Annotated in this window: 15 protein-coding genes; 6 read left to right on the forward strand and 9 right to left on the reverse strand. The window is 66.5% G+C overall.

Annotated elements, in window-relative coordinates; translation table 11 throughout:
• The first annotated feature begins 466 nt into the window (after positions 1-466).
• Positions 467-976 (forward strand): hypothetical protein, encoded by a 510-nt coding sequence (locus ACRQ4C_RS01275; protein ID WP_439689759.1) that lies wholly within the window; start codon positions 467-469, stop codon positions 974-976.
• A gap of 341 nt (positions 977-1,317) precedes the next feature.
• Here ACRQ4C_RS01275 and ACRQ4C_RS01280 read toward each other — a convergent pair whose 3' ends face one another.
• Positions 1,318-1,527 (reverse strand): hypothetical protein, encoded by a 210-nt coding sequence (locus ACRQ4C_RS01280; RefSeq protein ID WP_439689760.1) that lies wholly within the window; start codon positions 1,525-1,527, stop codon positions 1,318-1,320.
• Between the two features lie 123 nt (positions 1,528-1,650).
• Positions 1,651-2,574 (reverse strand): hypothetical protein, encoded by a 924-nt coding sequence (locus tag ACRQ4C_RS01285; RefSeq protein ID WP_439689761.1) that lies wholly within the window; start codon positions 2,572-2,574, stop codon positions 1,651-1,653.
• A gap of 201 nt (positions 2,575-2,775) precedes the next feature.
• Between ACRQ4C_RS01285 and ACRQ4C_RS01290 the strand changes: the two genes are divergently transcribed.
• Together ACRQ4C_RS01290 and ACRQ4C_RS01295 are read left to right on the forward strand one after the other, a co-directional pair.
• Positions 2,776-3,537 carry a hypothetical protein gene (locus ACRQ4C_RS01290; protein ID WP_439689762.1) on the forward strand — a complete coding sequence of 254 codons (762 nt, stop codon included), beginning with the start codon at positions 2,776-2,778 and terminating at the stop codon, positions 3,535-3,537.
• Positions 3,538-4,300: 763 nt separating this feature from the next.
• Positions 4,301-4,840: an NUDIX domain-containing protein gene (locus tag ACRQ4C_RS01295; protein WP_439689763.1), complete on the forward strand. Its 540-nt coding sequence runs from the start codon at positions 4,301-4,303 to the stop codon at positions 4,838-4,840.
• 8 nt (positions 4,841-4,848) lie between these two features.
• On the opposite strand, the gene ACRQ4C_RS01300 is transcribed toward ACRQ4C_RS01295, so the two are convergent.
• The 3 genes from ACRQ4C_RS01300 to ACRQ4C_RS01310 form a co-directional block, all read right to left on the reverse strand.
• Entirely contained in the window at positions 4,849-5,220 is a 372-nt protein-coding gene (locus ACRQ4C_RS01300; protein WP_439689764.1) for a fluoride efflux transporter FluC, read from the reverse strand.
• The gene (locus ACRQ4C_RS01305; protein ID WP_439689765.1) at positions 5,217-5,639 is read right to left on the reverse strand and encodes a fluoride efflux transporter FluC; all 423 of its coding nucleotides are present in this window, start codon (positions 5,637-5,639) and stop codon (positions 5,217-5,219) included. The genes ACRQ4C_RS01300 and ACRQ4C_RS01305 overlap by 4 nt, the downstream gene beginning before the upstream one ends.
• Before the next feature lie 114 nt (positions 5,640-5,753).
• Positions 5,754-5,984, reverse strand: coding sequence for a Na+/H+ antiporter NhaA (locus tag ACRQ4C_RS01310; RefSeq protein WP_439689766.1), 231 nt, complete (start codon positions 5,982-5,984; stop codon positions 5,754-5,756).
• Between the two features lie 15 nt (positions 5,985-5,999).
• On the opposite strand from ACRQ4C_RS01310, the gene ACRQ4C_RS01315 reads away from it, so the two are divergent.
• Genes ACRQ4C_RS01315 through ACRQ4C_RS01325 form a run of 3 tightly spaced genes read left to right on the forward strand, consistent with a single transcriptional unit; the run spans position 6,000 to position 8,147 of the window.
• Entirely contained in the window at positions 6,000-6,818 is an 819-nt protein-coding gene (locus ACRQ4C_RS01315; RefSeq protein ID WP_439689767.1) for an SDR family oxidoreductase, read from the forward strand.
• 40 nt (positions 6,819-6,858) lie between these two features.
• A complete protein-coding gene (locus tag ACRQ4C_RS01320) occupies positions 6,859-7,731 on the forward strand; it encodes an alpha/beta fold hydrolase (RefSeq protein WP_439689768.1) in 873 nt (290 codons plus the stop codon).
• A complete protein-coding gene (locus ACRQ4C_RS01325) occupies positions 7,728-8,147 on the forward strand; it encodes an ester cyclase (RefSeq protein WP_439689769.1) in 420 nt (139 codons plus the stop codon). The genes ACRQ4C_RS01320 and ACRQ4C_RS01325 overlap by 4 nt, the downstream gene beginning before the upstream one ends.
• 66 nt (positions 8,148-8,213) lie before the next feature.
• Here the strand turns inward: ACRQ4C_RS01325 and ACRQ4C_RS01330 are convergent, their stop codons facing one another.
• The 4 genes from ACRQ4C_RS01330 to ACRQ4C_RS01345 all read right to left on the reverse strand — a co-directional run bounded on the left by ACRQ4C_RS01330 (position 8,214) and on the right by ACRQ4C_RS01345 (position 12,274).
• Positions 8,214-8,660 (reverse strand): VOC family protein, encoded by a 447-nt coding sequence (locus tag ACRQ4C_RS01330; RefSeq protein ID WP_439689770.1) that lies wholly within the window; start codon positions 8,658-8,660, stop codon positions 8,214-8,216.
• A gap of 43 nt (positions 8,661-8,703) precedes the next feature.
• A complete protein-coding gene (locus tag ACRQ4C_RS01335) occupies positions 8,704-9,483 on the reverse strand; it encodes an alpha/beta fold hydrolase (protein WP_439689771.1) in 780 nt (259 codons plus the stop codon).
• A gap of 521 nt (positions 9,484-10,004) precedes the next feature.
• Positions 10,005-10,310, reverse strand: a complete 306-nt coding sequence (locus ACRQ4C_RS01340; protein ID WP_439689772.1) for a hypothetical protein — start codon at positions 10,308-10,310, stop codon at positions 10,005-10,007.
• A gap of 464 nt (positions 10,311-10,774) precedes the next feature.
• Positions 10,775-12,274 carry a hypothetical protein gene (locus ACRQ4C_RS01345; protein ID WP_439689773.1) on the reverse strand — a complete coding sequence of 500 codons (1,500 nt, stop codon included), beginning with the start codon at positions 12,272-12,274 and terminating at the stop codon, positions 10,775-10,777.
• Between the last annotated feature and the right edge of the window lie 31 nt (positions 12,275-12,305).

The following is a 12,305-nucleotide window of genomic DNA, read 5'->3' on the forward strand; positions in this document are numbered from 1 at the left end:
GTCGTGGTCGTGGTCGTGGTCGTGGTCGTGGTCGTGGTCGTGGTCGTGGTGACGGTCGCGCCCACGGGCGTGACCTCCTCGGCCCTGAAGCTCAAGTTTCATCGCAGGACACGGTCTCGCATAAGGCACCTTGCCGGAATCAATTTCGGACCAGCTATCTGAGACAGGGGGAGCGCCGAAGGTACGCGGACGGAGACAGGCGACGCTCCGTCTCGCTGAACGACCGGCTATTGAGACTGTTGAGCACTTCCCGCGCCCGGCCGAGGATGAGCTCCCGCGGGAGGGGGTGAGACGACCGTCTTCCGCCCGAACCGAACCTGATTTCCAGTGCGTGAATGACGATCGAGCCGAGACCAGCGATCTTCGGCGGCCGGTCATTTGCCGTTGGCCTTCCCTGGCAGGGCCGCTGAGCCACCCCACGATGACGGGGTCGCACGCGTACCGACTAACACGGCATGATCGGCACGTGCCTCCGATCCATCGCCGCTCAACCGTCGTGCTCGTCACCGTCGTCGCCGGCACCGCTGCCCTCGCCGGTTGCAGCAGCCACAACGAAGCTTTACCGAAGGACTACGGCCACCAGTGGATGTCGCAGATGTCGTCCCAGCTCTCCGGCGACTTCGGTGGCGGTGGCGGCCAACTCGTCCTCATGGACGACAACGCGAAGAAGGCGACCCTCAGTCTCGAGCTGCAGCAGGACTTTGAAGGCCCGTACGACGTCCTCGCCGTCTGCCGGTCCACAAAGACCGTCCACGTCTCCCTCCATGTCTTCACCGTCAAGAAGGACGGCAACGGCGAGGCCTCCACCTTGCGGGAACACCTCGGCGAAGCAGACATCGACTGCGGCGCCACCACCCGCATCCCCATCGACGTACCCAAGGGTCGCGCCGGCATCGACATTGCAGCGTCCACCACCGACCGGTCCGAACGGGCTCTCTTCGACTCGTTCATCGTGAAGCGCGGCGACAAGGCTTAGCACCCTCGTGGCTCGTAGCACGTGAGTCGCTCGGCACGGGCAAGCTCGCTACTTCAATCGAACGGTGGGCATGGCCGGCGAGCGACCGGCTATCTCTAATGGTCAGTGGCTGGCCTGGGGTCGGCTGGCAGGCTGGCTCGTCCTCCCGGAGGCCGATGCCGGCCGGAACCCCGCGGACCGCGATGAGCGCAGCGACGCCCACGAGCAGGAGAGCGAAAGGCCAATCACGGACGTCCTCGACCAGGACGACGATGGCGAGCACCGTGAGCACGGCTGTGCCTGCTCCGAGTGTGACGCGTGTCACGACGGGCACCGGAACGTCTCGCCGTGGTCGCACCGTCTCACGCACCGTTCGCGACGGTGAACGCGGCCACGAGCCCCGCCACCAGGACGATGAACCCAGCCACGAACCACGGGATGGCGGGGGGAGCCCACCGCTGCTGCCCCCACCCGTGGTGCCGTACGGTCTTGACCACGGCAACCACGAGAAGGGCCGTTCCGATCACCACGCCCGCGATCAGGATCGGCAGGAACAGGTCAGCTCCGTTCATGGCTCGACTGTAGACATCACCCGCCCGTTGGCGGGCTGGATCTGTGGTGACTGGCTAGCCGACCGCGACGCCGCAGAAGTGTCCGGAACCCCATCCCCTAGCGGTCGCTGCGACGCGCCAGAGTCAGAGAAGGGCGCCGGGCTGGTTGGCCACGACTCCGGATGCGATGCGGAGATCACCCATTGAGCCGGCGGGCATCGGTAGGCGGAACGTGTTGACCGCTGTGCGTTCCCCGGTGTCGATGTGGAACGCATGAAAGGTGATGGTGCGTTGGTGCCTCGTGTAGAGCAGTACGTGATCGTCGTCGAGCCACCCGACGCATGGGGCATCGGCCTGTTGGTATTCGTCAGAGTCGATCGGGACGGGCGGCGTATCTCGCCTATCGAGGTCGAAGACCTCCACGCGCTCCTCGAACGACCGATCGATGGTGATGGATCGTCCGAGGAGCTTCTGACCGTTCGGGCTCCACACTCCGGACCCCTCGGTGACGAACCCGTACCGCTGCTCGATGAGCCCGGCTGACCGGTCGAACACTTCGATCGCACCCACCGGATGACCCCACCAATTGCAGTTGATCACCAGGCGGTGGCCGTCGGGTGAGAACTGCAACGCATCACCTCCTAGGTTGCTCCCCAGCGTGAATCGCGTCGGAAGTTCAAGCCACCCGTCCTCGAGTGTGGGTAACGGAAGCCCTGACCGCATCTGGTCCCCGGCGTCGTTGCGGAGCCGGTAGATCGACTGCGTTGGGCGGTGGTTGACCCAGTCGGCCCACTCGACGCGGCACTCGTCGGCCGCGTTGCCGTAGAAGATACGCGTGTTGCTCGGCCACGCTGGTTCCTCGGTCTCGACCCCAGACAGGAGGTCCAACAAGAATCGTCGATCTGGGAGCAGCGCGGATCCGCTGTAGCCGTACCGAAGCGTCCTGCCATCGACCGACAGCTGAAAGCCGTCAGGGTTCTGCTCTCGGAACATGGACGTGAGCTTGATGAGGCCTCGTCCGGGTTTCCACACCCACACCGCTTCTCTGGCGCTGACAGAGAATGACACGGTCTCACGATGTCAGTCCTCACGCTTACGGACAGTCACCAGACTGCCCTCCTTGAGCTTGGCAGTGGGGGCGCTGCCCATCCGACGACCACTCCGAAGCGTGTCTCCCGAGCCGATCGACCCCTGAACCAAGCGGGCGGCAATCAGTATCGAGCAGCTGCAAGGTTGCTCCGGCTGGCAGTCATGGGAGACAGTGGCACCATGTTTGCGCCCGAACGCACCGAGTACGACTTTTCGGTGTGGAACTGGCTTTACGGTCCGAAGGTGGAACGTTTCCCCAACACCGGACCCGACGGCCCCGTACGAATCCGCTCCGTGGTCCTCGACATGGACACCGTCGTCGAGATTGGCGCGATCCTCAAAGAGTGGGCTGGAGGGACGGAGCCGAGGTACACGGTCAACGGTGGTTCAGCGTACGGCGATCGAGATGTTTCCGAGGCGGAACTCGACTCGCTGGTGGCCGAGGACCGGGCTCGTCTGATCGTCACCGTCAACAGTCCGAACCTCACCCCGCCCCAGAATGGGCTGGTTACCTTCCATAGCAACCCCACGGTGAACGTGCCGTCGCAAGTTGTGCGCGACAAGATCGTTGAGAAACTTCAACACAACCGGCCGCGCGTCAAGTGGCGGCTGGTAACTCGGCTCTTCCCGCTCGTACTGCCGTTAGTGCTTGCTGCTCTCTGGATCTGGCTTGAAGCCGTCCAGCCAATGCCAGCGCCCGCGCACGCGCTCGGATCGGTTCTGATCGCCGCGGCGTTCGTTGTAGTCGCGCGACCGATCTACAACGCTCGCCACAACACGATCCTTGGTCCAGGCCATCGCATCCGCATGGAGTCTCGAGCGCAGACGATCGCGCGTCGAGCTGATGAGAAGAAGAACGTGAAGGTCGCCGCGATCACCACATTGGTCACAGTTCCGCTCACGATCATTCTGACAAGCCTATTCGGCTTTATCCTCCGCTGAGATCTGCAGCTCGCGGCCCGTCAGCGAGGAGGTCACACCCGCGACGCCAATGGGCCACCGACACCGTCGTCCGATCTACTGTCGCCAAATTGCGTTCGCGGCTGCGTGCTCTGGGCAGAAGTCTCCGAGGCGGCGTGCGCTTTCGCCGTGGTCCGCTGTAAGGCACCCGGGGCTGCGGGCGACCATACGTACGTTTCCGACGCTGTCGCCGGGGAAGTCCATCAACGCAATGGATGCCATGCACGGGCGGAATCGCATCGAACCACGACGGTCTGCATGGCGCTCATCGTCCTATCCTCTCGTCGGCCGCTGGCCGCCGGCGGCGAAGCCCCACTTGAGTCCTGTGGTTGCACGACCAGGGCGCGACCTAGGTTCCGTAGCCACAAGAGCTTGGAATAACGACGGGGCGTGTTCCGGTAGGTCATGGACTGGCGGTACAAGTGAGCATGTCGCCGACAGACTCGGTTCCGGAGGTCCGGCGATGGAGAGTGAACAAGAAGTCGATGCGATGAAGCGAGGCTTCGTGGGCGGCGGTGTCATCATCGCCGCGGTTCTCAATAAGGCGACGTTGGTCGCAATCCTGGTTGGCGAGACATGGGCCGTTTGGCCGATGGTCCCACTGGCAGCAATGGAGGTCGTGTTCCTCGCACTCTGGCTCCGCCGCCGTCGGCGCCGATTGAGCGGACCTCAGCGCGTCCGATAGCCGATCCCTGCCGGACACTCGTGTCAAGAGCTGCGGGCCGCTTCGATTTACGCTGATTGCATGAACGAGTGGTGGGACCTGATCGATGCGTCCGGAGTGCCCACGGGTGAGACGTTCCGTCGTGGTGACACGGGCTGGCCGAGTGGGGCGTTTCATCTGGTGGTCACCGTATGCATCTACCGAGCCGACGGAACCGTCCTTCTCACGCAACGGGCTCCGACGAAGGAGTTTGCCTTCGGGTGGGAGTTCCCCGGTGGGAGCGCCCTCGCAGGCGAAACAGGTCCTGTAGCAGCATGCCGAGAGTTGCGCGAGGAAACCAATGTCAGAGTCGAACCCGAGGCACTGCGCCGGGTCGGCCGCTTCGCCGAGGAGACGGCACTCGTGGACCTCTTCGTCGCGCAGGAACCGAGTCGGTCCGTGGTGCGAGCGGATCCTGCCGAGGTGATGGACTGGAGCTGGGTCTCCCTGTCGGAGGTCAACGCGCGACGCCAGAGCGGTGTGATGGCAGCCCCGTGGGGCCCGCGGCTCGAAGCGCTGTGGCCAGCGGCGACAACATCGATCGTCGCTACCGACCAACCACGAAAGCACACGTCTCAGTAGCCGATCGCCTATCGGACACCGATCCACAGTCCGAGGAGTGCTGCGAGGGCGCAGGCGACAAGGTTCACAAGCCCGTGTACCGCGGCCGCCTGGTGTCGGTGCTCGAGAGCGAGGCGGACGGTTTCGACGCTGGCGGTGCTGAATGTCGTGTACCCGCCGATCAGGCCGGTGCCGATGACAGTTACCCAGAGCGTTGGCAGGAAAGTTGAGCCGAGACCGGAGACGATGCCGAGCGCGAAGGAGCCGGTGAGGTTGATGACGGCGGTGCCCCAGGGGAACCGTGACCCGATCCATCTACGCAGGGCGGTGTCGAGGAGGAGCCGCAGCGAGGACCCTGCCCCGCCGGCGGCCGCGGTCCCGAGGATCAGCCAGACGCTCACCGCACACCACCCGCAGGGACAGCCGTGCGGGCGGCAAGGATGCCGGCCAGGGTCGCGGCAGCTCCGATGAGGACGGTGCCGACCCCGTATGCGGCGGCAGTCCAGAGCTGCCCGGTGGTGAGTAGTTCCGCGATGCCGACGGCGAGGGTGCTGTAGGTGGTGTACCCGCCGATGATCCCGGTCCCGACAAACAGCCGCATGGTTCGGCGTATGCCGGTGTCGGGGCCGGTCCGGGTGAGGGTTTCCAGGAGCGCGCCGAGGAGGAACGCTCCGGTGATGTTGATGAGGAACACGCTGACCGGGACACCGTGGACGGGCGGAAACCAGGTGGTCAGCAGCAGCCGAATGGTGGTGCCGATCGCGCCGCCGAGACCGACGAGCAGTGTCTGCCGGGAAAGCGGTCGGGTGTGGGTGGGCATGGGTGTCCTATCTGCCGTCGAGTGCGGGAGATAGGGACTGTTGGCGTCGATGCTGTTGGGTCCGGCGAGCCCCACCACCGGGTACCCCGTGCGACGGGGTACCCGGCCAGTGTGTCACGCCGAGGCGGTGGTGTGCTTGGTGCGGCGGAGGATGAGCGCGCCGATGCCGGCGGCGATGAACGAGCCGACGAGGATGCCGACCTTGGCATGGTCGTCGTGGATGCTGCCGTCGCCGTAGGCGAGTTCCCCGACGAGCAGGGACAGAGCGGCTGTCCGGTCAGCGCTTTCGTCGCTTGCTCGTCCGGGGTCTCGACAGCGGGAGAGGCGTTGTGTTGTTGATGGCATCTGAGGAGGCAGCGAATGGCTAAGACCTGGTTCATCACCGGCGCGTCAAAGGGCTTCGGCCGCGAGTGGGCGGAGGCCGCCCTGGAGCGCGGCGACTCCGTCGCGGGCACCGCGCGGAACACCGACGACGTGCAGGCGCTCGTCGAGCAGTACCCCGACACGTTCCTGGCGATCCGCCTCGACGTGACGGACAAGGACGCAGACGTCGCCGCCGTCCGGCAGGCCGCCGAGCACTTCGGCCGGCTCGACGTCGTCGTGAACAACGCCGGCTTCGGCCACTTCGGCATGGTCGAGGAACTCACCGAGGACGAGGTCCGCGCGCAGCTCGAGACGAACTTCTTCGGCGCGCTCTGGGTCACGCAGGCGGCACTGCCGATCATGCGCGAGCAGGGCTCGGGGCACATCGTGCAGGTGTCGAGCATCGGGGGCATCAGCGCGTTCCCGACCGTCGGCGCGTACCACGCGTCGAAGTGGGCGCTCGAGGGGCTCTCGCAGTCGCTTGCGCAGGAGGTCGCGGGCTTCGGCATCCACGTGACCCTCGTCGAGCCGGGCGGGTTCTCGACCGACTGGTCGGGCCCGTCCTCGAAGCACAGCGAGGAACTCGACGCCTACGCGGACGTCCGCGAGGCCGCGTCAAAGCGGCCATCGGCATCCGACCCGGGCAAGCCCGAGGCGACGCGGTCGGCGATCCTCAAGGTTGTTGACGCGGACCAGCCGCCGCTGCGGGTCTTCTTCGGCAAAGCACCGCTCGGCATCGCCGAGCAGGACTACGAGTCGCGCCTCGCGACCTGGCGCGAGTGGCAGCCGGTCGCCGAGGAAGCGCACGGCTCCTGACGCACCCAGCTTCATCGATCCAGAACGAAAGGAACGACACATGCCCTTCATCACCGTCGGCGCCGAAAACGGCCACGACATTGACCTCCACTACGACGACTTCGGCACGGGCGACCCCGTCGTCCTCATCCACGGCTGGCCGCTGTCCGGCCGCTCGTGGGAGGGCCAAATCCCCGCACTCGTCGAGGCCGGCCACCGCGTCATCGCCTACGACCGCCGCGGCTTCGGCCAGTCCTCGCAGCCCTGGGGCGGCTACGACTACGACACCTTCGCCGCGGACCTCGACAAGCTCATCACCGAGCTCGGGCTGCCGAACGTCACACTCATCGGCTTCTCGATGGGCGGCGGCGAGCTCGCGCGCTACGCGTCGCGGTACGGGACCGGCAACATCAAGAAGCTCGTGTTCGCGAGCGCGGTGCCCCCGTACCTGTGGAAGTCGGACGACAACCCGGACGGCGCGGTCGACCAGGACCTCGCCGACTGGTTCGCGAACGGCATCACGGACGACCGCCCCGCGTTCCTGCACCGGTTCGTCGACATGTTCTACACCGCGGGCGGCGAGCCGGGCCTGCTCAAGAAGCCGCTCGTGAGCGACGACCAGCGTGCGTACGACCTGTCGATCGCCGAGCTCGCCTCGCCGAAGGGAACGCTCGACTGCACCGTCGCCTTCGCGACGACGGACTTCCGCGACGACCTGACGAAGATCGACGTCCCGACGCTCGTCATCCACGGCGACGCCGACGGCATCGTCCCGTTCGAGGCCTCGGGCAAGCGCACCGCGGAGGCGATCCCGAACGCGCAGACACACGTCATCGAGGGCGGCCCGCACGGGGTGCTCGCCTCGCACAAGGACGAGTGGAACCGGGTCGTGCGGGACTTCCTGGCCGGATCCACGGGCACCGTCACGCCGTGAGTATCCACATGGCACCGGGCGGCGAGCACACCCTCGCCGCCCGGGACCGCATGCGCGACCAGAGCCTCCCGCTCGACCAGCGCTTCACCCACGACTTCACCGACCACGACCCCGCGGACGGACAGCCCGCCGGCGGCGCCGGCATCGCCTGGTTCTGGGAGCACTTCGGGCGCGCCTTTGATTACGAGCGCGACGACGTCGAGACCATTGTCGCACCCGGATTCGTCACGACTATCTCCACGATCACCGGCACCCACGTTGGCGAGTGGAACGGATGGGAAGCCACCCGCCGCCGGTTCTCAATCCGGAACGTGCAGGTGCTGGGCTTCCGTGACGGCCTCGCGAGCGACCGCTGGGGCGCCACCGACGAGTACGGCATCGCGGAACAACTCGGGCTCATCCATCCACCTCGGTAACGACCGAGCCGGCGCGATCACAGCACCGGCGCGGTCCGCGCGACCAGAGTGTGCCCGGTGGGTCAGTTAGGTGTCGGTGCGAGGTGCTGCCAGCTCGAGGTTGATGTCGTCCGGGTCCTGAACCGAGAGGATGACGAGCCCGAACGGTGGCAGGTCCGAGATCTCGCCCCGCGGGATCCCTGCGTCGTCCAGTCTTCGCGCGGCCTCGTACAGGTCGTCAACGGAACCGACACGGAGGGTCAGATGATCGAGGCCGACCCGATCGGCGTCGAACCGATCGTCTGCCGACGCGACCGGACGGAGACCGAGGGTAACGCCGTGGAACGTGAAGGAGCAGCCTCCGTAAGTTCGCCATGGGTCGTCATGCACGGTCGGATCGTCGATCTCATCGCTGAAGTCGCTCCCCGGCGGTCGCCCGAACAGTCGCTGGTAGAACGCCTTGCTGCGTCGAATGTCCGTCACCGTCAGCCGCACGTGAGCAAAGCCCAATGGGTTGATAATCCCGCCGCTCATCACCCCAGCCAACACCACTGGATCGCGCCCGGTTGACGATCGGCTAGCGGTCGATCCGCGCGAGCCAGTCACGGACCAGGGCGGCGGTGATCCCGGGCTGCTCGAGGTGCACGTTGTGTCCAGCACCGTCGAGGACGACGAAGCTGCCTCGCGGGTAGTGGTCCCGGAGTGCGAGCCCGTCCTCGTAGCCGACGACGTCGTCCTGCCGACCGAACAGGTGCAGGGCCGGAGCGGTGAACGGTTCCGGGTGGCGCTCCTCCGGCACGGCGTCCAGCGCGTAGTCGGCGGCGACGCGGTCCATCACAGCAGGGTCGGCGCCACGGAGACCGGGCAGCACGTACCGCTCGAACGCCGTGAACGCGGCGGCGTCCTGGATGACGCTGACCTCTTCGAATGCTTCTCGCGCGTCGCCGGCGGCTTCGAGGACGGACGGTTCGGTGTGCAGCACGCTGCGCTCGGGGACAACGCGGTCTGTGTGGGCAGGATGTACGACACCCGCCAGGGTCGCGACGCCCAGCACGTGGTCTCGGCGTTCGTGCGCGACATGTCGGGCGATCATGCCGCCGAAGGAGTTCCCGATGACGGCGAAGGGCTCGTCGCCGAGGTGGTCGTCGATGTCGGCGAGTACCTCGTCGGCCACGTCGACCGCGCTCTTCGCGGTCGCGGTCGCCGCGGCGGCTTCGGCCCACGGCAGGTCGAGGAGCACCAGCCGCCACGGCAGGTCCTGCACCGCGTCCGCCAGCGGCAGCATGATCCGGTGGTCGACACCGAACCCGTGAAGGGCAACAAGCGGACGACCAGAACCAAGGACTCGCACGATCACCCAGCAAGCCTACGATCAGCCCGTCCCGATAGCCGATCGGCTATCGGACACGTAGTCGGGCCGCGGCAGCGTAGCTTCGGCTCATGTTCGCAGCAGGAGCAGAGGGTTGGTGGTGGGCCCTGCTCATCTTGCCGGTCGTCGTAGCAATCGGCTTCTACCGCGATCGGCGCAACCGGCGGAAGTGACCGCTGGGCGATCCTCTACCGACCCCAATCGGCCACGGGCGTTCGCTTCGATCAGTCACGTCTCGGCCGGACGGGCCCGTGAAGTGCGAAGCCGATCGCTCCCACGACCGCGAGTACCAATCCAAAAGCAGCGATGACCAGCCCGGCCGCCACGAGTCCGAGGTAGTCCTTCCCGAGGCCGACGCCGAGAAGGGTCATGACGAGGCCCGCTGCTAACGCCCCCGCGCCGATCGCAAGGCCGAATACGCGAGGAGGGACCCGGGACAGCATGCTTGCATTCAACTCCTCACGATCGCCGGCCGATCGTCGTTCAGCCCCGTCTCGATAGCCGGTCCTTCACTGAGGCAGGGTGGCGGGCCCGTCGTCATGAGACTTGTCCGCGCTCGGCCTGGGGTCAGTGTCGCCGGCTTGGGCATCCCACTGAGCTCGACGCTTGATGGCCTCATCAGCCAGAAGGTTGCGACCTGCTCGTTGCGCAAGGACTAAGACGACGGCGCACGCCGCAGCACCAGCCGCGAAGAAACATCCCTCCAGGATGCGCTCCGTGTCCCCGTGTGCAGAAGCGAAGTAAGCGATTGCGATCGCGGCGAGCCCGAAGCACGGCAGCACAAGCACCGCAGAAAGTCCAACGATCCACTTCACCCGTCGACGGTACCTCGCCGGACATGCACGAGCCCGGCCCGCGTCTAGCCGATGAACTTGAGTCTCGATAGCCGATCGGCTAGCGGTCGTGCGTGTCCTCTCTCGATCCTCTGCGCCGGCGGATAGCTCGGAGAATCGCTCTCCAGCAGGCGAGGTACCCCAAAACGCTGATTGCTATGGCGATCGGTTGAGGAACGTTCACGAGCATGAGCACCACGGCCGCGAGGAGCGCTGCCAGGAAAGCCCCGAGGAGAAGTAGGGTCTGGAGGTTGCGCAGCCGCCGCTCGGCCCTTGTCGGTCGCATGTCTTGAAGCTAACGGAAGTGTCCACTAGCCGATGGGCTACTGAAACGGAGCTGTCAGCGCAGTGCGTCGGTCGACATCTTGCTCCGGTAGTGATCGGCCTTGGTAGTAGCGAACAAAGTGCCCCCGCTCGTATGCACGGTGACGCTGTGATCGCTTGCGTCAGCTGCGAAGCGTCTCCGGATCTGCCTGCACCACGCCAGGTGCTACGAGAACGCTGTGCATCTCGCCGCGATTCACCGGTCGGCGGAACGCGGCGTACTCCTCCTGCTCGCCGGTCTCCGGGTCGACTGACCGCATCGAAACCTGCCGACCCTCGGTGACCATCGAGAGCAACCGCCGGTCATCGACCCAGCCGAGGTGCTCGACGTCCTGGTCATAGTGCTCCGGACGGACGGCGATCGGTTCGACCGTGCGTCGCCAGCGGTCCCATACCGAGACAACCCGGGACAAGTACCCGTCCGTCTGCGTCTGCCCGACGAGGAGGCGCGACCCGTCAGCGTTCCACGGCGCCTGGCCGTGGAGGTCAACGGCCCACCGCGTGCCGATGTCGTCGCCGTCGCGCAGGTCCACCACCTCTGTCATCGGGTACGGATTGTGCCCCCACCGCCACGTCACCGCGAGGAGGTCCCCGCTTGACGAGAACGCGAGCAGAGTGCCCGTCGCCGCGACACCGAGGTCTGGTGCACGCGACTCGAGTCGCCGCCACACCCCCCGATGCTGCACATGCACGACCGGGCGGGTCAGGGAGTGGTCGACGACGTCGGTGTACTCGATGAGGGCCTCGGTTCCCTCCACGTGCTGTATCTGCCGGACGTGATTGCGGTGCGGCGCCTCGGAGGTGGTCTCCCCAGTACGCAGATCGAGCGTCCGGAGCTCGTCCGGCGGTCTGTCGAGGTTCGACGACTGGGCGAGGTACCGGATCGTCGTGCCGTCCGCGGACAGGGTGTATCCGGAGTGCAGCCAGCCGTGCGGTGTGTCCAAGTCGGTGAGCCGGATCGGCCCCCGGCCAGGGTCCCACGCCCAGACCTGCTCAGCGGCCGGCATCACCCACGGCACGGGATTCGCGGGTCGCCCGCTCCGGGCACGCGGTCGGACCGGGCCGTTTGGGTACCTCAGCGAGGTCAGTGCTCGAGGCGCCGGCCGACGCCGCGGTGCCGTCACCCGCGGTCCAGCGGCGGGCACCGCGCTCGCGTCGATCTCGAGCGGAGCCTGATCCCACTCGGGCGAAGTCGTCAGTGCCCGAACGTCATCCGAATTCGGATCGGGCCCGAGCAGGCTCTGCACGAGCGCGGTACCGAGGGCTGCACAGAACCGCACCGCCTCGTTTGACTCGGTGTCGATGTCCTCGTCGAACGCGTGGTACGAGTAGTGCTGCAGGCCCTTGAGGACCTCGACCGCCGACCAGCGGTCCTGCACGGGTGACCCGTGCACGTAAGGGGCGTGGTCGTCGTCCGAGCCGTGGTGCTCGTCGAACGTCTGCTCGATCTGCGCGACGAGTAGCTGCCCGGTCTCCCGGTCGTTCCGGGTCGACGCCTTCCGCGGTGCGATGCTCCCATCCGGCCGCCGGAAGCGCCAGGACACCGGCCCACCGAACCGCGGTTGCAAGCTTGCCCAGACGAGCACGCGGATGTGCTCGTGGTCCACCAGCGAATGACTCATCGTCCCCCCTCCTCGCCAGCGTGTCGGAGAC

Origin of the sequence: Curtobacterium sp. SP.BCp (assembly GCF_051903255.1) — a bacterium.
Taxonomy (GTDB): Bacteria; Actinomycetota; Actinomycetes; order Actinomycetales; family Microbacteriaceae; genus Curtobacterium.